The organism is Pseudoduganella violacea, from assembly GCF_014191875.1.
In the GTDB taxonomy this organism is placed as follows: domain Bacteria; phylum Pseudomonadota; class Gammaproteobacteria; order Burkholderiales; family Burkholderiaceae_D; genus Rugamonas; species Rugamonas violacea_A.
The window spans coordinates 566,337-585,834 of record NZ_JACHXD010000002.1; the positions used below are offsets into that span (position 1 = coordinate 566,337).

Annotated in this window: 24 protein-coding genes; 16 read left to right on the forward strand and 8 right to left on the reverse strand. The window is 59.3% G+C overall.

Going from position 1 to position 19,498, the window contains the following annotated elements; all coding sequences use genetic code 11:
* Positions 1-23: 23 nt before the first annotated feature.
* Positions 24-1,079, reverse strand: coding sequence for a sugar phosphate isomerase/epimerase family protein (locus FHS03_RS05585; RefSeq protein ID WP_183440072.1), 1,056 nt, complete (start codon positions 1,077-1,079; stop codon positions 24-26).
* Between the two features lie 315 nt (positions 1,080-1,394).
* Here FHS03_RS05585 and FHS03_RS05590 point away from each other — a divergent pair, with 315 nt between their 5' ends.
* The 3 genes from FHS03_RS05590 to FHS03_RS05600 all read left to right on the forward strand — a co-directional run bounded on the left by FHS03_RS05590 (position 1,395) and on the right by FHS03_RS05600 (position 3,062).
* Positions 1,395-1,592, forward strand: coding sequence for a hypothetical protein (locus tag FHS03_RS05590; protein ID WP_183439999.1), 198 nt, complete (start codon positions 1,395-1,397; stop codon positions 1,590-1,592).
* Positions 1,593-1,723: 131 nt separating this feature from the next.
* Positions 1,724-2,398 (forward strand): hypothetical protein, encoded by a 675-nt coding sequence (locus FHS03_RS05595; RefSeq protein ID WP_183440000.1) that lies wholly within the window; start codon positions 1,724-1,726, stop codon positions 2,396-2,398.
* Positions 2,391-3,062, forward strand: coding sequence for an RES family NAD+ phosphorylase (locus FHS03_RS05600; RefSeq protein WP_183440001.1), 672 nt, complete (start codon positions 2,391-2,393; stop codon positions 3,060-3,062). The genes FHS03_RS05595 and FHS03_RS05600 overlap by 8 nt, the downstream gene beginning before the upstream one ends.
* A 22-nt stretch (positions 3,063-3,084) precedes the next feature.
* On the opposite strand, the gene FHS03_RS05605 is transcribed toward FHS03_RS05600, so the two are convergent.
* From FHS03_RS05605 to FHS03_RS05615, 3 genes are all read right to left on the reverse strand, one after another.
* The gene (locus FHS03_RS05605; RefSeq protein ID WP_183440002.1) at positions 3,085-3,450 is read right to left on the reverse strand and encodes a YbaN family protein; all 366 of its coding nucleotides are present in this window, start codon (positions 3,448-3,450) and stop codon (positions 3,085-3,087) included.
* Between the two features lie 9 nt (positions 3,451-3,459).
* A complete protein-coding gene (locus FHS03_RS05610) occupies positions 3,460-4,041 on the reverse strand; it encodes a hypothetical protein (protein ID WP_183440003.1) in 582 nt (193 codons plus the stop codon).
* Positions 4,042-4,106: 65 nt separating this feature from the next.
* A complete protein-coding gene (locus tag FHS03_RS05615; protein WP_307729525.1) occupies positions 4,107-5,024 on the reverse strand; it encodes a LysR family transcriptional regulator in 918 nt (305 codons plus the stop codon).
* Positions 5,025-5,181: 157 nt separating this feature from the next.
* On the opposite strand from FHS03_RS05615, the gene FHS03_RS05620 reads away from it, so the two are divergent.
* The 6 genes from FHS03_RS05620 to FHS03_RS05645 all read left to right on the forward strand — a co-directional run bounded on the left by FHS03_RS05620 (position 5,182) and on the right by FHS03_RS05645 (position 10,418).
* A complete protein-coding gene (locus FHS03_RS05620) occupies positions 5,182-6,369 on the forward strand; it encodes a hypothetical protein (RefSeq protein WP_183440005.1) in 1,188 nt (395 codons plus the stop codon).
* 303 nt (positions 6,370-6,672) lie between these two features.
* On the forward strand, positions 6,673-7,884 hold the full coding sequence (locus tag FHS03_RS05625; RefSeq protein ID WP_229426072.1) for an MFS transporter: 1,212 nt from the start codon (positions 6,673-6,675) through the stop codon (positions 7,882-7,884).
* Between the two features lie 86 nt (positions 7,885-7,970).
* Positions 7,971-8,462 (forward strand): Hcp family type VI secretion system effector, encoded by a 492-nt coding sequence (locus FHS03_RS05630; protein WP_183440006.1) that lies wholly within the window; start codon positions 7,971-7,973, stop codon positions 8,460-8,462.
* 13 nt (positions 8,463-8,475) lie between these two features.
* Positions 8,476-8,985, forward strand: coding sequence for a penicillin-insensitive murein endopeptidase (locus FHS03_RS05635; protein ID WP_183440007.1), 510 nt, complete (start codon positions 8,476-8,478; stop codon positions 8,983-8,985).
* 2 nt (positions 8,986-8,987) lie between these two features.
* Complete coding sequence (locus FHS03_RS05640) at positions 8,988-9,389, forward strand: hypothetical protein (RefSeq protein ID WP_229426073.1); 402 nt, start codon at positions 8,988-8,990, stop codon at positions 9,387-9,389.
* 651 nt (positions 9,390-10,040) lie between these two features.
* The gene (locus FHS03_RS05645; protein WP_183440008.1) at positions 10,041-10,418 is read left to right on the forward strand and encodes a hypothetical protein; all 378 of its coding nucleotides are present in this window, start codon (positions 10,041-10,043) and stop codon (positions 10,416-10,418) included.
* An 80-nt stretch (positions 10,419-10,498) separates the two neighbouring features.
* On the opposite strand, the gene FHS03_RS05650 is transcribed toward FHS03_RS05645, so the two are convergent.
* Positions 10,499-11,539 carry a DUF5694 domain-containing protein gene (locus tag FHS03_RS05650; protein ID WP_183440009.1) on the reverse strand — a complete coding sequence of 347 codons (1,041 nt, stop codon included), beginning with the start codon at positions 11,537-11,539 and terminating at the stop codon, positions 10,499-10,501.
* Between the two features lie 119 nt (positions 11,540-11,658).
* Positions 11,659-13,257 carry a methyl-accepting chemotaxis protein gene (locus tag FHS03_RS28505; protein WP_183440010.1) on the reverse strand — a complete coding sequence of 533 codons (1,599 nt, stop codon included), beginning with the start codon at positions 13,255-13,257 and terminating at the stop codon, positions 11,659-11,661.
* Between the two features lie 224 nt (positions 13,258-13,481).
* Between FHS03_RS28505 and FHS03_RS05660 the strand changes: the two genes are divergently transcribed.
* The 3 genes from FHS03_RS05660 (at position 13,482) to FHS03_RS05670 (ending at position 15,557) form a co-directional block, all read left to right on the forward strand.
* Positions 13,482-14,183: an IclR family transcriptional regulator gene (locus tag FHS03_RS05660; RefSeq protein ID WP_183440011.1), complete on the forward strand. Its 702-nt coding sequence runs from the start codon at positions 13,482-13,484 to the stop codon at positions 14,181-14,183.
* Between the two features lie 104 nt (positions 14,184-14,287).
* Complete coding sequence (locus FHS03_RS05665; RefSeq protein WP_183440012.1) at positions 14,288-14,602, forward strand: metalloregulator ArsR/SmtB family transcription factor; 315 nt, start codon at positions 14,288-14,290, stop codon at positions 14,600-14,602.
* 16 nt (positions 14,603-14,618) lie between these two features.
* A complete protein-coding gene (locus tag FHS03_RS05670) occupies positions 14,619-15,557 on the forward strand; it encodes an acyl-CoA desaturase (protein ID WP_221208048.1) in 939 nt (312 codons plus the stop codon).
* A gap of 98 nt (positions 15,558-15,655) precedes the next feature.
* On the opposite strand, the gene FHS03_RS05675 is transcribed toward FHS03_RS05670, so the two are convergent.
* Both FHS03_RS05675 and FHS03_RS05680 read right to left on the reverse strand, forming a co-directional pair.
* Positions 15,656-16,045 (reverse strand): type II toxin-antitoxin system death-on-curing family toxin, encoded by a 390-nt coding sequence (locus FHS03_RS05675; protein ID WP_183440013.1) that lies wholly within the window; start codon positions 16,043-16,045, stop codon positions 15,656-15,658.
* The gene (locus tag FHS03_RS05680; RefSeq protein WP_183440014.1) at positions 16,042-16,269 is read right to left on the reverse strand and encodes an AbrB/MazE/SpoVT family DNA-binding domain-containing protein; all 228 of its coding nucleotides are present in this window, start codon (positions 16,267-16,269) and stop codon (positions 16,042-16,044) included. The genes FHS03_RS05675 and FHS03_RS05680 overlap by 4 nt, the downstream gene beginning before the upstream one ends.
* 621 nt (positions 16,270-16,890) lie before the next feature.
* On the opposite strand from FHS03_RS05680, the gene FHS03_RS05685 reads away from it, so the two are divergent.
* The 4 genes from FHS03_RS05685 to FHS03_RS05700 all read left to right on the forward strand — a co-directional run bounded on the left by FHS03_RS05685 (position 16,891) and on the right by FHS03_RS05700 (position 19,437).
* On the forward strand, positions 16,891-17,673 hold the full coding sequence (locus FHS03_RS05685; protein WP_183440016.1) for a hypothetical protein: 783 nt from the start codon (positions 16,891-16,893) through the stop codon (positions 17,671-17,673).
* A 90-nt stretch (positions 17,674-17,763) separates the two neighbouring features.
* Positions 17,764-18,363: a hypothetical protein gene (locus FHS03_RS05690; RefSeq protein WP_183440017.1), complete on the forward strand. Its 600-nt coding sequence runs from the start codon at positions 17,764-17,766 to the stop codon at positions 18,361-18,363.
* Positions 18,364-18,532: 169 nt separating this feature from the next.
* Positions 18,533-18,823 (forward strand): transposase, encoded by a 291-nt coding sequence (locus FHS03_RS28605; protein WP_183440018.1) that lies wholly within the window; start codon positions 18,533-18,535, stop codon positions 18,821-18,823.
* Positions 18,781-19,437 carry an IS3 family transposase gene (locus tag FHS03_RS05700; protein ID WP_371871602.1) on the forward strand — a complete coding sequence of 219 codons (657 nt, stop codon included), beginning with the start codon at positions 18,781-18,783 and terminating at the stop codon, positions 19,435-19,437. Before FHS03_RS28605 ends, FHS03_RS05700 begins: the two co-directional genes overlap by 43 nt.
* The last annotated feature ends 61 nt before the right edge of the window (positions 19,438-19,498 follow it).

A 19,498-nucleotide genomic window follows, 5' to 3' on the forward strand; every position in this document is an offset into this window, starting at 1 on the left:
TTTCAGTTGCTGCTGCGGGAGAGTCATGCGATCCCCAGCAGGCGGTTGATTTCTTGCTGCGTGATGCCGGCGCCGGCGAAGTCGTCGAACACCTTGTCCGTCACCTGGATGATGTGCTGGTTGATGAAGTCCACGCCTTCGCGCGCGCCGTCTTCCGGCTGCTTCAGGCAGCACTCCCATTCCAGCACGGCCCAACCCGAGTAGCGGTACTGCGCCAGCTTGGAGAAGATGCCCTTAAAGTCCACCTGGCCGTCGCCCAGCGAGCGGAAACGGCCGGCGCGCTCGGTCCAGTTCTGGTAGCCGCCATAGATGCCTTGCCGGCCGCTCGGATTGAACTCGGCATCCTTCACATGGAACATGCGGATGCGCTCGTGGTAGATGTCGATATAGTCCAGGTACTTCAGTTGCTGCAGCACGAAGTGGCTGGGATCGAACAGGATGTTGCAGCGTTCATGGCCGCCCACGCGATCCAGGAACATTTCAAAGGTGGCGCCGTCGTGCAGGTCCTCGCTCGGGTGGATTTCGTAGCACAGGTTCACGCCCTGCTCGTCGCAAACGTCGAGGATGGGCTTCCAGCGCCGCGCCAGTTCGTCGAAGGCCGTGTCCACCAGCCCCTGCGGACGCTGCGGGAAGGGGAAGAAATACGGCCAGGCCAGCGCGCCGGAGAACGTGCCCATCTCGCTCAGGCCGAGACGGCGCGACGCCTTGGCCGCGAGCTTGACCTGCTCGATCGCCCAGACGCTGCGCTGCGCCGGTTTGCCGCGCAGCTCGGGCGGCGCGAAGCCGTCGACCAGCGCATCGTAGGCCGGGTGCACCGCCACCATCTGGCCCAGCAAGTGGGTCGACAGCTCGCTGATTTCCAGTCCTTTTTCGGCCAGCATGCCTTTTACGTCATCGCAGTAGGCCTGGCTCTCGGCCGCCGTTTTCAGGTCGAACAGGCGGCTGTCCCAGGCTGGCACCTGCAAGCCCTTGAAGCCCAGGTCGCCGGCCCAGGCGGCAATGCCGGACAGGCTGTTGAACGGTGCCGCATCGCCGGCAAACTGCGCCAGATGCAGGCCCGGGCCCTTCATGGTTCCAATCGCAGACATCAGTTTTCTCCTTCATTGTTTGTCGAGCGACAAATAATACATCAGAGCGCGGCAAGGTCAAAGAATTTTTTAACGATCGACAAATAATCAAGGAGGACTGGGGCGGCGGCAGAGGGCCGCGAATGGGTCGGCCAAGGGCCGGCGGCGCTGGAATTTTCCTCGGGAAAAGTGAAAATAATTGGTATTTTGTATTGCTTAAATAAAAATAAATAATGTTATGATAGTTACGGCGCATCAAGGTGGGACCATCCCCTTGATCGCCGCATCAGTTTCATTTTGCAATTAAATAATCCACAAAGGCGACAAATGAATAAACTGAAAAAAGCCCTGCTCGTCCTCAGCGTAGGAACGGGTCTGGGCCTGGGTGTTTCGTATGCAGCGTGGGCGGTAACCCCGGAAGCGTGTGAGAGCTACAACCAGGAGTGCCAGGAAGGCAATCTGCAATCCTGCCAAAACTATCGCAAGTACCATTGCGACCGTTATCTTCCGCCGCCAGGCAACTAAGCCCCGACCCAGCGCAAGCTGATCCGTAAGCCCTTGTTTGCGCACAAGGGCTTTTCTTGGGCTGTCCAAGGCGCCCGGTTATTTGGGTTATAATTAGACTTAACTAACCACCCTCACCCAAGGAGGCCGCCATGACCAGCGCCCTCAAGCATCTGGATAGCGCCAATATGCAAACCCTGAGCGGTACGCCGGCCAATGTGCGCAGCCAGCTGAACCAGGTCCGCGCCCCGTATGTGGTGGCCGTCACCTTGCCCGAGACCACCGATAGCGAAGCGAGCCGCCTGAGCGAGCTGTTTTCCAAGGTCGCGCTGCTGGCCCGGCAAATCATGGCCAGCCGTCACGAAGAACGGCTGGAAACCCTGGTCGAGGCCTTGCTGCCCGACACCGTGCCGACCCCGAATGAATTGAAGGAAGTGACGATGCGGGTCCAGGCCCGCTCGGCCGTGCTGACCAGCGGCGATTGGATGAGCGCCAGCGACATCGCCCAGGCGGCCGGCTTCAGCGCCAGCAATCCCAGCGCCCAACCCAATAAATGGAAACGCGCTGGCAGCATCTTCGCGCTGCACCACCAGGGCAATGATTATTTCCCCAGCTATGGGCTGGGACCGGACCACCGTCCGCTGAAACCGCTGGCCAAGGTCCTGGCCGTGTTCGGCGCGGCCAAGGATAGCTGGGGGCTGGCCTACTGGTTCATGTCGGCCAACAGTTTTCTCGGCGGCCGGCGGCCGCAAGACTTGCTGGCCAGCGCCCCCGAACGCGTGATCGCCGCCGCCCACGACGAAATGACAGCCGTGGCCCATGCCTGAGGCCGGCCTGATCGGCGCCCCGCCCACACAGCTGCATCTGGCCGTGACGATCTGGAAAAAGGGCGAGCTGCTGCATCGCGTGCACCAGGACAAGTACGCGGCCGCTCAGTTCAATCCCGGCCTGGCCGGCAACGCGCGCTTCAGTCCGATCCAGGATGCCCAGGGCCAGCCGATTCCCACCCTGTACGGCGGCGCCAGCTTTACCTGCGCGGCCATGGAAACCGTTTTTCACGACATTCCCTTTACCGCCGGGCTGAAAACCTTCGACAAGGCCAAACTGGCCGGCCAGCGGCATTCCCAGCTGCGGCCCCAGGGCGACCTGCTGCTGGCCGATTTAAGCAGCAAGGCGCTGCGCCACCTCGGCATCGCGCGCAAGCAATTGATCGACACCGAAAAAGACCAGTACCCGCTCACGCGCCCATGGGCGGCCGCCATCCACGCCCAGCGCCGCGACATCCAGGGCCTATGCTGGACCTCGCGCCAGGACGATGAAGCCAAGGCCGTCATGTTGTTCGGCGACCGCATCGCGCCCGGCCTGCTGCAAGCGGCCGCGCCCTCGCGCAGCCTGAACAGCGACGAACAAGCCTATGGCGAACTGCTCGACCTGGCGGCCCTGGTCGGCGTGCTGATCGTGCCGGGCCGGCAAGGCAAGGACGCCGGCTAGCCCGGCGCGGGCAGCCTGGGCGCTATTTATTGGCGGGGGTGGTGGGCAGGCGCAGCAGGTAAATCGTGACCCCGATGGCAATCAGCGCCAGCAGCACTTGCAAGGCCAGGAAACGCACCCGGTACATCGAATACAACATCGAAGGCCACATCATGCCGATCGCCAGGATCTTGCCGCGCAGAGGAATACCGCGTCCATCCTCGTAGTCGCGCAGGAATTTGCCGAACGTCGGATCGTTGCGCAGCCGGTGGTGCAGGCGCGTGGAACTGCGCGCAAAGCAGGCCGAGGCCAGCAGCAGGAATGGCGTGGTCGGCAGCAAAGGCAGGAACGCGCCCAGGATGCCGAGCGCGACCGAGATACAACCGATGGTGATGAGCAGGATTCGCATGAGATAGCGCTAGTGTAACCGCCCGCGCGGCGGCTGGCACGATTCCCATGGCGGCGCCAGGTGATTGACGAAAAGATAAATTCCCGGCAAACCGCCCCTGCTCCCGGCCCGGCCCTGTCCGGGCCGCAGGCCGGCTGGCGCGACGGAAGGAGGCGAACCGTCCAGCCGGCATCGGAAGACTTGCCGCCGGCGCTTCAGAAATACGTGGCGATATTGAACCAGGCGCGCGCGGGACGAGCTGCCGTCGGCATCGTTGCCCTTGAGGTTGCGCCCCGGATTGCTGCCCACTTTCGCCGCCACCTGCAGCTGCACCACGGTGCGCGCCAGGGGCCGCCAGCTCCAGCCCACGCCTACGCCTTTCAAGCTATAGCTGTTGCCGGGGCCGCCGGCCGCCAGCGCGCCCGGATAAACCCGGTGGTTCAGCGTGATATGGCCCAGCCGCGCGTAGCGGAAATCGGAACCCGTGGTCGATCCCAGCACCGAGGCCTGCCCGCCCAGACCGGCGATATCGTTGAAGTTCAAGCCGCCCTGCACGCGCACCCGGCCCGTGTAGCGGTTGGAGGCATTGTCGACGCCCAGATTGCCGCTCACCAGCGGCGCCTCCGTCAGGCCGATGGCCAGCTCGGTTTCGCCGACGCGCGCACCCGGCCCCAGTTCTATTTATCCGACGATAAGACCGCACGAACGGCGCGCAGATCGGGTTCGGCATCAAACAAAGTAGCGGCCCAGGCGGCAAAAGCCCCCAGCTTAGGCGTAAGGGGACGGCCTTGCGGGTAGACCAGGGAAATGGGCAGCGCGGTGGGCGGGAAAGCAGGCAGCAGCGGCACCAATTCCCCGCGCGCCAGATGGCCGCGCACCAGGTAGGCGCCGGGCTGGATCAGGCCCAGGCCCTGCAAGCCGCAGCTCAGATAGGCGTCGGCATCGTTGACGGCGACGGCGCCGCGCATCTCGACGCGCTGCACGGCGCCCTCGACCACAAATTCCCAGGGGAAGGGACGGCCGGTGCGGCCGGAATAGTGCAGCACCGCATTATGGCGGGCCAGCTCATCGAGTGTGGCGGGGGTGCCGTGCGCCGCCAGATACACCGGCGCGGCGCACGTCAGGAAGCGCATGCTGCCGATGCGGCGCGCCACCATGGCCGAGTCCTGCAGCTCGCCCACGCGGATGGCGCAGTCGATGCCCTCGCGCGTCAAATCCACCAGGCGGTCGCCCAGGCCCAGCACCAGCTCGATCTCGGGATAGGCACGGTGGAACGCGCCCAGGCGCGGCACCACCCAGTTGCGGCCCAGGGTGCCGGGCAGTTCGACGCGCAGCTTGCCGCGCGGGCGTTCGGCACTGGCGCGGAAAGGCGCCTCGGCTTCGTCCACCGCCGCCAGGATGACCTGGCACTGGCGTAGATACTCGGCGCCGTCGCTGGTCAGGGCCAGGGTGCGCGTGGTGCGCTGGAGCAGCCGCGTGCCGAGATAGGCCTCCAGCTGCTGGATGGTGGCCGTCAGCGAGGCGCGCGGCAAGTCCAGCGTGGCCGCCGCCTTGGTGAAGCTATTGGCTTCGACGATGCGGACAAAAGTGTGCATGGCTTTGAGCCGGTCCATAGATGCCCCATTGTTCATCAACAATGAAAAATTAGAGCAGCATTATGCGGTAAATACATCTGGACACGAAGAGAACCGGCCGGAACTTTCAGCGCATGCAGCACACTCATCAGCGTGACCAACAGCAAAGAAGCTATTCATGCATGCAATCCGCGCAGGTTTAAACGCCCTCTCGATCCAGGCATCCACCAATACCAGCTCTTCCTCAACCACGTCCGTGCCGCAACAAGCGCAGCAGACGAACAGCGCAGGCAATGCCACACAAGCCCGCTTTCCGCCCGGTCAGGCCCGCTCCGAACAGCTGCGCACTGAACTGGCGGTAACTCAGCTCCAGGAAGATCCACGCGACTTCGCGCTGAACCATGCACTCAGTGGCGATGGCATCATCAAGGACGGCGCGTTGCCAGCGGAAGGCCGTGCGAAGCTGCAGCATCTCGGCAATGGCACCTATGAATTCCGGCTGGCGCAAGATACCGACCCGCATACCATTCCCGCCCATTTCCTCGCCTATAACTCGATCTCCCAACAGGGCATCAGTCCGGCGTATGTCGATATCCCCAAAACAGCGGGCGACAGCAAGTTCGTGTTTACTGGCTCGCTCAGCGGATGTTCGGTCATCGTGACGGAGCTCACCCCCGATACCTACCGCGTATTTCACGATGCCAGGACGAATAGCTCCACACTGCATGAGAATGCGGTAATGGCAACCGACTTCAAGGATTACCAGGTGCATGGCACGCAGGAAGGCCTCGCCAATGTTTTTCTGCATTTCAAAGACGGTCAGTGGGAAATGCTCGCTCAGCGCCAGGAGTATGAAAAGGATGGAAATGGCGGTACCCGGCCGAAGCTGAGAGACGATGCCAAGATACTCTCTGTGCAATACGCCAGCCCAGACTTGACGGTCCGGACACAGCAACAGTTGGCCGATATTCGCACGCGTTCGCAAACCGCCTTACTGGAGAGCGCCCAGCTGTTAGGCATTACATTCAATCGAGAAAATATCAGCGACCGCGCGTATACCGCAGGGAATGAAGTCTCGGAAAACCATCCGAGCATTGCGGCCTGGCAGGGCTTACGCAATCAGATCAATGATGAATGCAGGATACGAAAGCAGGAGATCACTCAAAAAAAATGGGATTTGCCCATCACCAGAAATGCGAGCCAACAACAGCAGTTCGACGCGCTTGAGGCCGATCGCAGCTACTACGAGCAGCATGTCGACGTTACCAAAGAGTCGCTGACCGCGGATCTGAGCTGGCTGCGAGAACAGAAGAAAGATGTGGAAGGCGCCGCGTCCGTTGTGGCGGTACCGGCATCGGCATCTTGACGCGCCACACCTCGCCCCCCCTCCACATTCTTGGGGGCAGGGACGGCCGGGGCGGCCCGAATAGCACGGCGCGGCGCGGTGCGCTCAGCGCGTGCATGAACGGTGCCTCGGCTTGGTCCAGCGCGGCCCTGGCGACGCTATGCGCTTCGACGCTACGGGCAACAGTGTGCATGGCTTCAGCCGGTCCATAACGGCATCCTCAATTGTTCATAAATTATGAAAAGTAGAGAGGCATTATGCGGTAATTATCTTTGACCCAGGCTTTTTTAGAATGGCTCCATCGCATCTTTTTCCGGAGCCCTTATGAAACACGATATCTCGCGCGGCATGGTCTGGCTGCTGGCCACGGCCTGCGGCCTGATCGTCGCCAGCCTCTACTACGCGCAAACCCTGGTCGGCCCGATCAGCGCCGCTACCGGCCTGTCGCTGCAAGCGGCCGGCCTGATCGTCACCCTGACCCAGGCTGGCTACGCGCTCGGCCTGCTGTTCATCGTGCCGCTCGGCGATCTGGTGGAAAACCGCCGCCTGGTCTTTATCGCCCTGCTGGCCGCCGCTGCCGCCCTGGCGCTGGCCGCCGCCAGCCATAGCGGCGCCCTGTTCCTCGCGGCCTCGCTCGGCATCGGCCTCGGCTCTGTCGCGGCCCAGGTGCTGGTGCCGTTCGCCGCCCACCTCGCGCACGAGGCGACGCGCGGCGCGACGGTGGGCAAGGTGGTCAGCGGCCTGCTGCTGGGCATCATGCTGGCCCGTCCCGCCGCCAGCCTGATCGCCGACCACGGCAGCTGGCGCCTGGTGTTCGGCATCGCCGCCGTGCTGGTGGCGGGCCTGGCCTTCCTGCTGCGCGCCACGCTGCCGCAGCGCGTACCGAATGCCGCCCTGCCCTACGGCCGCCTGATCGGCTCGCTCTGGCAACTGCTGCGCGACACGCCTGTACTGCGCCGCCGCGCCGCCTACCACGCCGGCCTGTTCGGCGCCTTCAGCCTGTTCTGGACCGTGGCGCCGCTGATGCTGGCCGACGCGCCCTTCCACCTGTCGCAAAGCGGCATCGCGCTGTTCGCCATTGTCGGCATGGCCGGCGCCATCGCCTCGCCCATCGCGGGCCGCCTGGCCGACGCCGGCCACACCCTGCCCGCGACGGCTGCCGCCCTGCTGCTGGGTGTGGCCAGCTTCGCGCTGCCGCTGCTGGCGCCTGTCTCGCGCACGGCCTCGCTGGCCTTGCTGGTGCTGGCGTCCATCGCGCTGGATATGGCGGTGGCGGCCAATCTGGTGCTGGGCCAGCGCGCCATCTTCAATCTGGGCGCTGAAGTGCGCAGCCGCCTGAACGGCATCTACTTCGCGCTGTTCTTCAGCGGCGGCGCCTTCGGTTCGGCCGTCGGCGGCTGGATGCTGGCCACCCACGGCTGGCGCGCCGCCCTGCTGACCGGGATGGCCTTGCCGACGCTGGCTTTGCTTTACTGGATCGGCGAAGCGGTGGGTGGCGAAGCGGCAACGTCATCCGCGCAACAGCCGGAAGCCTAAGCATCGCTTTCTTGTGCAATGGCAAATTTCCGCGGAGTACTTCGGCCCAGAATAGAGACTCCATTACTGCACTGAGGAGCCGCGTCATGGCAATCGACACCTACCTGCTAATCGACGGCATCCGAGGCGAATCCGCCGACACCGCACATCCGGGCTGGATCGAAATCACTTCGGCCCATTGGGGCGTGACGCAACCGCGCAGCGCTACCGCCTCCACGGCCGGCGGCCACACCGCTGAGCGCTGCGAGCACCGCACGCTGTCGCTGTCCAAGCTGGCCGACCTCGCCTCGCCAGTGCTGATGCAAGCCTGCTCCATGGGCAAGACAATTCCACGCGCCAGACTGGAATTCATGCGGGCCGATGGCGAGGGCATCCGCGTGAAGTATTACGAGATCGAGCTGGAAAACGTTCTGATCGCCAATATGGAGCAATTGGTAAGCGAAGGCAGCATCCTGCATGACGCCATCGGCCTTCGCTTTTCAAAAGTGAAATGGAAATACACCCGGCAAAGAATTGATGGCGGTGCAGGAGGCAATTCTGCAGGCGGCTGGAATCTGACAAGCAATCGAGTCGCCTGAACCGGAGCTTGCCATGGCCGACCAATACCAATGCCCCGCCCTCCTGCAGCGTGCACGTCTGCCGAATGACTCCCGCGGCTTCTTCATGCTCCCCCAGGCCCCCATGGATGCAGGCTATTACGTCTATGGCGATCTTTGCAAAAAGCCGGCAGAAGGGGCTTACCAGTATGCGCATCCAGCCATGATAAGCATTATCCTGCGCGTAGCGTTCGAGTGGCAAGCTATAGACAAACGCAGAATAGGCATCGGCGATATCAGTTTGGCCGGCGGCATCAAGACTCCCGACCACGCCGGACATTTAGGCGGGCTGGACCTGGACGTCCGCCCATTACGAAAGGATGGTCTTGAAGAGGCTGTACGGTGGTGGGAAGCAGAGTACGACAAGGTCGGAACTGTAAAGCTGATGGAGCTATTCCGCAGTCATGCTCCGATCAGCGTGATGTACTTCAACGGTCCCGACATACCCTTTGTGAAGAAAATGAAGGGACACGACCACCATTTCCACCTGACGCTGCGAGGCTGATCATGCGCCCAATCAACTGGATGAGTTTGGGCGCAATCACAGCAATGCTCTCGCTGGCCCACGCGGCCGATCCATCAAGTGATCCTTATGGCCTGTGGAAGCCCTTCCGAAACGCCATCTACAAAATCCATTCAGGCGTGGTGGCGGATCGCGCTCCCCCAACATCTAAAGACCGCATGCTCACCATTCTCGTCGATGGCGCGATAGCCAAGGATATCTTCAGCTCCATCGGCCCTGATCTGCCGGACAAATGCAGCATGCAAAGCGGTGACCGGGAGCGCGCTAAGAAGGGAATCATGTGCACTTATACGGTACAGCTGGATGGCCCCAAAGACAGCCATTATCGTTGCTGGATCGGACTGGATCTGCGCACCGGCAATAGCGCCAGAACCATAAGCTGCTAATGACTAAATTGATGACACTATTTCGAACCATCGCTCCAGTGACTCATATTTTCCTCAACCGCCATGAAATTCTGTTTGTTAGCGCCACTAATCCTTTCCGTAAGCACCGTCATGCTGTCACTACCGGTCTGCGCAGATGACGATAGCCTGGAGGCGGCGTGGATTCAACTCCGGGCGAGGTACATCATCCACTCCGGATCCGCCACTTATCCTGAGGCGCCGACAAACATGGACCGGGCACTCACCGTCGTTATCGAAGGGAAGACAGCGAAGGAAATTTTCGACCTCACCGGTCCCAACGCTTCCCCGCAATGCAGCCCTGATAAGCGCGACAAGGAACGCCGCAAGAAGGGCGTCGAGTGCATTTTTACGGCACAGTTGGACAGTCCCACGGACTTTCACTATCGCTGCTGGATTGGGATTAACCTTCGCACTGGCGATGGCGATGCTCGAATAGCATGCTAAAAATGCGGAACAATTCCGAGCGCTATCTATACAATCCATTCGGGCGTGGTGGCAAATCGAACATCCCCCACTTCCGAATAATTTACATCAACGACGATAAGGTTCTGTAGACATACAGGGCCGACCGCTTGCAATTCATGGCCGGGCCACGACGACCACATTCCACATCGAAGTCCGGGAACATCCATGATTACTCGATCAATGATATTCGTTGGTGTATTGGTGATCAGTCCTTTTGCGCAGGCCACGGATTTGCATGAACCAGAACGATACTTGGCCAAACCACTCAAGGGTGACTACTACGTGTATGGCGGCAGCATCGGAGACAAGACTCCTCCAACGCAAAAAGAACGGAAACTATCGCTCATGCTGATAGGGCCGCTTGCCAAGGACTTGTTCGACCATATTGGGCCAGATGCGAAAGGCGCTTGCGATGTCAGCCCCGGATACCGGGAAAGAATCAGGGGCGACCTTTCCTGCATACATACGAAGGATCACGGCTACGCCTGCTATTTCGGACTGAACGTGGTAACTGGGAAAAGCACGCGCGACTCAATCTGCTAATAGCTCGCCAGCGAAAGATCGTAAGAATGCATCTGAAGCGAGCACGGCATCATCTGGAATCGGAACCCATCCCCCTCGCGTCATTTCAGTATCACCGCCACATTGACGATGTCCACGCCCTGTAACTGGCCGAGCCAGTCATCGAACCAAGGTTTATGCGTGGCGCCGACAATGGTCAGGACGCGGGCGCCGGGACGTTCGCGGAAAGTTTCGCGGATATTGGCGACCATGCGCAGATTGCGGATTTCCCAGCCCGCCACCCAGATCTGCGGATAGCCTTCCGCCGATTGGGCGCGCATGGCGGCGGCAACGTTGCCCTCGGCCGCTGCCCGCAAGCGTTCCGGTTCGTTGATGAAACGGTATAGCGGCAGCAGGTCGGCAGCCTGCATCAGTGCCTCCTCCTGCTTGCGATACGCTTTCATCTGCGCGCCGCCGGCGGCCCAGGCCGCTTCAATGGAGCGCACGAAGGCTTTGATGTCGGGCACATCGATGCGGTCGCCGGTATGGTTGTCCACGGCATGCACGCGCGGCAAGCCCAAGCGCGCCGCCAACCGCGCGGCCAGCTGGTAGTTCTCGTTGTTGCATTGGGCGATCTTGTCGAGCTGCGCCACCAGCGCCGGGTCCAGGCTGTCGCCCACGCGGCGCTCCGCTTCAGGCAGCTGCAGCCATTGCACATAGGCCGAGGCACTGTCATTCGCTGCCAGGAACAGGGCCGCGAGACGGCGGCGCTGGGCCGCCGTTGCTTGCGCCGGCCAATCCTTGAGCGTCTTGTCGACCTCGACCATGGCGGCCGGCACATCCAGGCCGGTGGCCGCCTTCGCCGCAGCGGTCGAAGGACAGTAATCGGCGCCGTATTTGACCGGGTGGCGCGCGGCAAGATCGCACTCCTCGCCGGATTCGGTTTCGATGGTGATGATCTCCGGCTTGTAGGCCGCCAGCCGGTCGAGCAGGCCATTCAACGCAGCGGGCTGGAAGCCTGGCACGCCATTCAGGTGCACCGTACCGAGCACCAGTATCTGTGCGCGCGGACCAGCCATATCGCGGTCAAGATCGCTCAGCTTGACCTGGGAAAACGCCGGAATGGAAATCAGTACACTCAGCAACAGCCCATATTTACGCATGGAGCCTCCGGATAATAAGAAGCTGCATGCTAGGGCAAGTCGCGGCTCCGGACACCGGCGATGCGACGGGCTGCAAGATTGCTGAGCTGGATTGCAAAACCATCAGCATGTCATAAAAACTAGCGCGCCTTCGGCAAGCGGAAAAGGGCCGGGCCGGCAGGCGCCTGCCAACGCGCACCGAGCTTGAACACGCTCACCATATGGGACAAATTGCCGGCCTGGTCCTGCATGGCTTGCGCCGCCGCCGAAGCCTCTTCCACCAAGGCCGCGTTTTGCTGGGTGACGGTGTCCATCTCCGTCACCGCGCGGTTGATTTGCTCAATCCCCTGGGCCTGCTCCGTGCTGGCCGCCGTGATATCGCTCATGATGTCCGTTACGCGCTGAATGCTCTGCACAATGTCCTGCATGGTGGCGCCGGCTTCGCCCACCAGCTTGCTGCCGCTTTCGACTCGGCCAACCGAGTCGTCGATCAGTTCCTTGATCTCCTTGGCGGCGGCAGCCGAACGCTGCGCCAGATTCCGGACCTCGGATGCGACCACCGCAAAGCCGCGTCCTTGTTCGCCGGCACGCGCGGCTTCCACCGCCGCATTCAAGGCCAGAATATTGGTTTGGAAGGCAATGCTGTCGATCACGCCGATGATGTCCACGATCTTCTTGGACGAGGCATTGATGCTGTCCATCGTGGCCACCACCTGGGAGACGACCTCGCCGCCCTTGCCCGCCGCCAGCGCGGCCGATGCGGCCAGTTGATTGGCCTGCTTGGCATGGTCCGCGTTCTGCCAGACCGTCGAGGTCAACTGCTCCATAGACGAGGCCGTTTCTTCGAGCGAACTGGCTTGCTGTTCGGTGCGCGAGGACAGGTCCAGATTGCCGGCGGCGATCTGGCTCGACGCCGTGGCAATCGTGTCGGTGCCGCTGCGCACATCGCTGACAATCCTGACCAGGCTCTCGTTCATATTTTTCAGCGCCTGCAGCAACTGCGCTGTTTCATCGCTGCCGCTCACTTCAATGTGGCTGCTCAAATCGCCAGCCGCGACGACTTCCGCAATTTGGACGGCCCGGCCCAGGGGCCGGGTGATGGAGCGCGTGATCCCATACGCGGAAGCGGCGCCAATCAGGACGACGGCCAGCCCCATGCCGATCATCAAGCGGTCGGCAAACGCAATATCGGCCTCGGTCTTTGCGCCCGCCTCGTCGGCAATCTGCTTTTGCAAGGCGGACAAGGCGGAGATCGGCGCCAGCGCGGCATCCAAAGCCGGCATGGTTTCCGTCATCACCAGCCGCGCGGCCTCTTCCCGTTTGCCTTCCTTGACCAATTGTCCGGCCTGGGTAAACGAGGCGACATAGCGCTGGCGCTTTTCCTTGAAGTCCGCCAGCAGCCGCTTGCCTTGGTCGACGCGGACAAATTTGTCCAGCGTTTGGATGCTGGCGTCGATGGTCTTCTTATTCTCCGCGATATTCGCGAACACCTGGTCCAGCTGCTGGTGGTCGGCCACGATAATCAACTCCATCGTACGGCGCGCATTGGTGCGCATGGACGAGGTGATCACATTGGTCTTGTCGGCCTTGACCCAATCCTCATTGATGAGCGTGTGGGTGGTTTGCCCGATCTCCGCGAAACGTAATAAAACTACTACGATCAAGACCAGTACCAAGGACAGGATCAGTCCAAAACCAAAAGCCAGGCGCGATCCAATTTTAAAGCTCGATATATTCATTACTTTCAATTCAGAAGTGGCGAATAATCATGCGTAAAAATTAAAATCTTCAGCATGAAATAGCGTAGCCAGCTCCCAGCCTTCCTCATTAAAATTTCCATAACGCAATAAACTTTCCAATATGAAACAATACCACTTCCGCATCGCACGATGTTGCGTAACGCAAAAGTTTGACATTGACAAACCCACTCCCGCGCCGAGCGGGCAGAAAAACCAGGAGGAATATGGTTAACGAAAACCGGAGCATCCAGTCCGTAGAACGGGCAATGAAGGTGCTGGAAGCGCTGGCTGGGGCCGGCGGAGAAATGCGCTTGATCGACCTAGCCCACAAGCTCGCCCTACATAAAAGCACCTTGCACGGCTTGCTCAATACCTTGGCCGCGCTGGGCTATGTGACGCGCACCGACCATGGCTATGCCTTAGGACTCAGGCTGCACAAACTGGTGCTACCGCTGGCCAACGCCGATCAGCAGCTGCGCACGCACTTCGCGCCCTCATTATTGGCCTTGGCAGGACTGACCAGGGAGACTTGCTATCTGGCCGTTCCCGGCGGCACCCGCAACTTCCTCTGCATTGACGCCATCAACGGCGATGGGACGCCGGCCACGCACCCTGGCATACGCCGCTGGAAATTAACCACGTCGGCCTTGGGCCAGATATTTTTGGCCCACGATTGCTCCCTGGTGCGGGCCTTGCGCCGCTCCGCCCAGATTTCGCCGGAACTCGAACGCAAATTGCAGGAAATCGCCGGGCAAGGCTATGCGCTCGATCTGGAAGAGTCCGAAGCCAACCTCAACTGCCTGGCCTTCCCGCTGCGAAAAGATGGCCGCGTTGTGGCCGCGATGGCCGCCGCCGGGCCGGTGGAACGCATGAGCCTGTCCACGATGCAGGACTTTGCCATGCGCGCTATGCAGTGGAATCTGTAAATAAGGCAGCACGAACAATTTGGGGCATCGAACAGTCAACTCACTGTTGACACTCACAAAACCGAGGATTAACCTATTAACAAATTCGTTAATAGGTTAATGGCATGCTCCTCGACCTCGTCTTTGAAGCGCTCGCCTCCGCCCCACGCAGGCAAATCCTGGCTTATCTGTCGGAAGCAAGGCTATCCACCACCGATCTCACTCAGCGCTTTTCCATGAGCGCGCCGGCAATCTCGCGCCATCTATCGATCCTTGAAAACGCCGGTCTCGTCACGCGTGAACGAGAGGGGCAATTTGTCTACTACCAGATCAATCGCGATAGCCTGGTCAATACCTTGACCGGCTATGCCTTCGAAATCTGCCCCGTGGCCAGGCCTTTGAAACGCGAGTCGCGCGCCCTCAAAAAACGTAGCACTTAATTTGCTGGGAGTGACCATGGCAGAACGGGCTGCGAGTCTCCAGGCGCACCGGGCGCGCTGCGCAGACCATAACAGCGTGCTCGACGGCGAGGTCAGGTACGCGCCGATCAAATCCCTCTGGTTCATTGCCATGGCGTGCGCAGCGGTTATCGGCGGTACGATCCAGTTTAGCGCCGGAGCATTCGGCGTCTTCGTCGGCTCGACCGGGGCTGCCTTGCTTCTGGGACACTCACTCGGAAGCCACCGCAAACTGATCCACAATAGTTATCAGTGCCCTCAGTGGCTTGAATACCTGCTGGTCTATCTCGGTGTGCAAGTGGGCTTGGCCGGCCCGTTTGGCCTGTTGCGCCAGCACGAACTGCGCGACTACGCGCAACGCCTGCCGACTTGCCACGACTACCTTCGCCATGGCCGCGGCGTGTGGACCGACGCCTGGTGGCAACTCCATTGCGAGCTGCACCTGGTTTCGCCGCCACATATCGAACTTGAATCCCGCATTGCCGGCGACCGTTTCTACCACTTCCTTGAACGCACGTGGATGCTTCAACAAGTCCCACCCGCGCTGCTGCTCTATTGGTGGGGCGGTTGGGGATTCGTGTTCTGGGGCGTTTGCGCACGCGTGACGGCCGGCGTATTCGGACATTGGTTGATCGGCTACTTCGCCCATAACCATGGCAGCATGAACTATGAAGTCGCGGGCGCGGCAGTGCAAGGCCGCAACATCCACCTGACATCGCTCATGACCATGGGCGAATGCTGGCACAACAACCACCATGCTTATCCGGGATCGGCACGCCTTGGGCTTGCTGAAGGTGAATGGGATCCGGGATGGTGGGTCCTGCAGTGCATGCAATGGGCCGGCTTGGCCTGGGATCTTAAACTACCGGCCGACCTTCCCATCCGGCCCGAAGTGCGAGCGATCGGCAATGAAGCTTCGCCCGTCGCACTCGACTAAGCGCCCAGAAGAGAATATGAATCATTCTGACGAAAAAAAAGCCCCGGCGATTTCTCGTCAGGGTTGATTTCATCACATAAAATTCTGAACTTCTAGCCTTACGCTTTGACAAGCCGCTGGCGTATCCAGTCAGCGACCTGTTGCTCCGTCATCTTACCGGCTGCGGCGGCCAGCATGAAGTTGATGGCATCGACCTCGCTAAAGGCAATCTTTTCGCCATTGATCGCCAGGAACAGACGGCCAATCACCCAAGCAGTACGCTTATTGCCGTCACTGAAGCCCTTATTTGTAGCAATGCCATAGATGTAGGCTGCGGCAAGGTCTGCCACATCAGGAGGAGGATCACCGTAAACGTCGACGTTCGAGGGACGATTGATAGCCGACTCAACCGCATTTAGGTCGCGTATCCCGGACAAGCCACCGTGTACTGCAAGCTCCTTGTCATGAACGGCGAATACGATTTCTCGCTGTACCCATCGCCAGCTCATTTAGCCAGCACGCGTAGAATCTCACGGTCGTCGTGCATGATCGACTCAGCCAACGCCATCTGACGCTCAAACTCAGGGTTGTAGGACGTGATACGCATAGCCCCATCCGGAGCCTCAGTGAGGTACAAGGTATCGCCCTTCTGGACGTTCAAAATACGCTTTGCCTCCTTGTTAAGGATCAGCCCTTCAGATGCGCCAACAGTAGTTACTTTGACTGTGAGCATGATGCTCTCCTTGAGCTATATAAGTTTTATTATATCCGTGTAAAGGTGCGTCAAGCAGAGCGCTCAAGACACATCAGCGCTTCGCGGAGTTGGAGCGCAAGTTAGCCAGCAATTGTAGATTCAGGGGTACCAACTCTTATATGCGCTGACGGGCAACTGCGCGCTAGCATGAAGATCAGGGCGCAGGTCAGGATGGCCACGATCATCCATTCAAACATGCGGAGCATGATTATTCAGCTAGCGCGTGCGACCTGGGCCAGGCGGTAAGTAGGGAAGACGATGCCAGCGGCGATCAGCGCAACCGACAACCAAAGGGAAATTTTCATTGCCCCTCCAAGCTGTAGGTAAAGGGCGAAAGGTTCATTGCAGAAATCGGCCGCAGCTTATACGCACCGGACGGAAATAAGGCTGAGCTGGTTCGGGCGGGCCTTGCCACTTGGCCGGACAGCAAAACAGATCAAAGAGGTAAGTTCCATGCGCCCTTAACCAGTTCAATCTTGGAAGATCCCAATTCGCCCCCATTTAAAATTGCACTAAAGTTAATTAATATTTGGCAATTTCATTGAATTTCCAGCTACTGAATGTTACTGTGGGCAATCTGATTCACGTTGACTTCGACTTATGACGATTGACATTCAAACCATCCTGGACAGCAAATTAGCGGTCGCCGTTATTTCTGCTATCGGTGGCGGCATCGCAGGCCGACTTGCTGGAATGCTGAAAAACCGCATTCAAGAATTGGAATACACGGTTACCCATGATCGAGTTGGCATCTCGGCAAATGACCCTGTATTCGGGTCTGTCAAAGCCGTTTGGAATGGTACGGAGCTGTCTAACTTGTTTAACAGTACTGTAACCATCACGAACACGACGACCAAGGATCTAAAAGATGTAGTCGTCAAAGTGTATACGGGCAGCACCAAGCTGCTGACCCAACACGTGTCCATCAAAGGTTCCACATACGTTCCGCAATTTACGGAAGCTTTTAACCAAGCGACGCAAGCGCCGCCAGGAGGACAAGCCAGTGCGGCGCAGCTGGAGCAATACCTCTCAAGCCGTGAATACAAAATAGGAACGTTGAACCGGGGTCAGCAGGCGATTTTCCAGTTTTTGACCACTGAGCCGAACCTTGGGAATTCACCACTGATTCTTGCAGAGATCCAGCAAGAAGGGCGTCGTGCGGTCTTTAAGCAAACCGGCCCGGAATATCATGGCGTCCCTGCGCGTCGCGCCTTAGCAGTCGGCCTTGGCGCCAGCCTGGGTATTCTTATTGGACTTAACTACTTGGATATTCCGATGTGGCTATCTTCTACAGTTGCCATGTGCGCGGGCTTGGTAGCCGCAAGCATTGGCGCGTGGCTCTATAAGCTGGCGAAGGGCGCGGTTCGCTTTCTGGTTAGCTAGTCTGGGTCGGCCAGTTCAGCCTGGACTAGTGCATTCAATGGAAGTTCAAAATACAAATAGCGATTGGGGAAAAACGTGGGCGACGGAAAAATGAGCGAGCAGGAGCAGGAATCTGTTCAAGACTTGGTGATGGTCATTAACCGTGCGGGACATATCGAGAACTTGTTCAACCAGATTATTTCGGACTATGTTGGACCACGGGAGCACGCATGGTACTTCATGTGGAGTGTGGTGTTGGACACATCAGTCATGCCGCTTGGCGCTAAGCTCAAAGTGGTGGCGGCAATTGCTCACGAACTGAACTACAAATTCCCGTGGAAAGAATCGAACGACGTAATCCAGTATCGCAATTCGTTTGCGCATAACACCTCCGACGCCCATCCGGTTCTCTCAATTGGCACGACGGACGAAGAGACCACATCCTACAATTTACTATACACGCTCAACGCTCAAGGCGTGCTTAGAAAAGTTAAGCGGCACGAGGCGTTTACGTTGTTCAATGAAAGCTACAAGACATCAAAAGCCGCACTGGTCGAGCTGAAGGACTTGGTGCAAAAGCAAATCGCTGAACATAATGCGTTTGCGGCGGCTTCTAAGGCCCAGGAAGGAGATGTCCGGCTCAGTCAGGTAGCTAGAAAAGCGCGGTCTGGCGGTCTTCTTGAGACTCGCCGCAATCGGCAATACGATTGAATGTAGTGGCTTGGACTTGACCTAACACATAGTGTCAGATGAGTTAGGATTCGTTTGGGCCGTTTCCGGCAGATGGCAGACAGATACGATGGCGAAAGCAATCAGTCTGGCATTCCCCCGTTTAAACGGACACTTCCGAAAGGTATGATGTCATCTACGGAGGTTTTGTATGAAGCGGGAACGCAGGAATTTCACAGAAGAGTTTAAGCGAGAAGCGGTCAAATTGGTCGGCCAGCCTGGCGCCACCAGGGCTGGCATTGCTCGGGACCTTGGCATTGGTCCGAATCTACTGGGCCGATGGTGCCGTGACGCGGCTGGTACGAGTAGGTCGGGTGCTGCTGGCTCTGAGAAGGTATCGTTGGACGAATACGAGCGCATGCGCCGCGAACTAGCCAAGGTAAAGACGGAGCGAGACATATTAAAAAAAGCGCTCGGGTACTTCGCTGCCGAGCCCAAGTGAAGTATGCCTTTATCGCCCGCCACCGGGCAGTCTGGCCCACTCGAATCATGTGCCGTCTTCTGGGCGTTTCACCTAGTGGCTTCTACGATTGGCTTGAACGGCCGCCCAGCAAACGTGAAGTCGAGAATCAACGGCTATTGCAAGCGATCCGCGTCAGCCATGAAGCAAGCGATGGCACCTATGGTTCGCCGCGAATTGTGCGAGACCTTTGGGACGAAGGAGAGAAGTGCAGCGAAAACCGTGTGGCCCGACTAATGCATAAGGCTGGCATTAAAGCTCGCCATCGACGCCGCCGGCATCCGGGTCAAGTTGTCGGAGAAGTGCACGCAATCGCCCCGAATCTGCTGGATCGCCAGTTTGAAGCTAGTGCGCCAGACCAGAAGTGGGCAGCAGATTTTACCTATGTGTGGACTGGCGAAGGATGGCTGTTTGTGGCTGTCGTCCTTGACCTCTTTTCGCGCCGCGTAGTCGGTTGGTCGATGCAGCCGACCATGACTTCGCAGCTGGTTATGGATGCCTTGTTGATGGCGGTGTTTAGACGTGGACGACCAAGGGAGGTGCTACATCACTCCGACCAAGGTGCGGTGGTCAAGAAATTTCGGACACAACAATAGGTTCACGCACTGCCATTTTCCGTTCATAGACGGCGGGCGACAGATTGCCCAATGCTGAATT

What these genes read in the sequence shown, in the direction of transcription:
- FHS03_RS05590 (WP_183439999.1), top strand. Translation starts at nt 1,395, where the DNA reads ATGAATAAACTGAAAAAAGCCCTGCTCGTCCTCAGCGTAGGAACGGGT.
- FHS03_RS05595 (WP_183440000.1), top strand. Translation starts at nt 1,724, where the DNA reads ATGACCAGCGCCCTCAAGCATCTGGATAGCGCCAATATGCAAACCCTG.
- FHS03_RS05600 (WP_183440001.1), top strand. Translation starts at nt 2,391, where the DNA reads ATGCCTGAGGCCGGCCTGATCGGCGCCCCGCCCACACAGCTGCATCTG.
- FHS03_RS05605 (WP_183440002.1), bottom strand. Translation starts at nt 3,450, where the DNA reads ATGCGAATCCTGCTCATCACCATCGGTTGTATCTCGGTCGCGCTCGGC.
- FHS03_RS05615 (WP_307729525.1), bottom strand. Translation starts at nt 5,024, where the DNA reads ATGCACACTTTTGTCCGCATCGTCGAAGCCAATAGCTTCACCAAGGCG.
- FHS03_RS05620 (WP_183440005.1), top strand. Translation starts at nt 5,182, where the DNA reads ATGCATGCAATCCGCGCAGGTTTAAACGCCCTCTCGATCCAGGCATCC.
- FHS03_RS05625 (WP_229426072.1), top strand. Translation starts at nt 6,673, where the DNA reads ATGAAACACGATATCTCGCGCGGCATGGTCTGGCTGCTGGCCACGGCC.
- FHS03_RS05630 (WP_183440006.1), top strand. Translation starts at nt 7,971, where the DNA reads ATGGCAATCGACACCTACCTGCTAATCGACGGCATCCGAGGCGAATCC.
- FHS03_RS05635 (WP_183440007.1), top strand. Translation starts at nt 8,476, where the DNA reads ATGGCCGACCAATACCAATGCCCCGCCCTCCTGCAGCGTGCACGTCTG.
- FHS03_RS05640 (WP_229426073.1), top strand. Translation starts at nt 8,988, where the DNA reads ATGCGCCCAATCAACTGGATGAGTTTGGGCGCAATCACAGCAATGCTC.
- FHS03_RS05645 (WP_183440008.1), top strand. Translation starts at nt 10,041, where the DNA reads ATGATTACTCGATCAATGATATTCGTTGGTGTATTGGTGATCAGTCCT.
- FHS03_RS05650 (WP_183440009.1), bottom strand. Translation starts at nt 11,539, where the DNA reads ATGCGTAAATATGGGCTGTTGCTGAGTGTACTGATTTCCATTCCGGCG.
- FHS03_RS28505 (WP_183440010.1), bottom strand. Translation starts at nt 13,257, where the DNA reads ATGAATATATCGAGCTTTAAAATTGGATCGCGCCTGGCTTTTGGTTTT.
- FHS03_RS05660 (WP_183440011.1), top strand. Translation starts at nt 13,482, where the DNA reads ATGGTTAACGAAAACCGGAGCATCCAGTCCGTAGAACGGGCAATGAAG.
- FHS03_RS05665 (WP_183440012.1), top strand. Translation starts at nt 14,288, where the DNA reads ATGCTCCTCGACCTCGTCTTTGAAGCGCTCGCCTCCGCCCCACGCAGG.
- FHS03_RS05670 (WP_221208048.1), top strand. Translation starts at nt 14,619, where the DNA reads ATGGCAGAACGGGCTGCGAGTCTCCAGGCGCACCGGGCGCGCTGCGCA.
- FHS03_RS05675 (WP_183440013.1), bottom strand. Translation starts at nt 16,045, where the DNA reads ATGAGCTGGCGATGGGTACAGCGAGAAATCGTATTCGCCGTTCATGAC.
- FHS03_RS05680 (WP_183440014.1), bottom strand. Translation starts at nt 16,269, where the DNA reads ATGCTCACAGTCAAAGTAACTACTGTTGGCGCATCTGAAGGGCTGATC.
- FHS03_RS05685 (WP_183440016.1), top strand. Translation starts at nt 16,891, where the DNA reads ATGACGATTGACATTCAAACCATCCTGGACAGCAAATTAGCGGTCGCC.
- FHS03_RS05690 (WP_183440017.1), top strand. Translation starts at nt 17,764, where the DNA reads ATGAGCGAGCAGGAGCAGGAATCTGTTCAAGACTTGGTGATGGTCATT.
- FHS03_RS28605 (WP_183440018.1), top strand. Translation starts at nt 18,533, where the DNA reads ATGAAGCGGGAACGCAGGAATTTCACAGAAGAGTTTAAGCGAGAAGCG.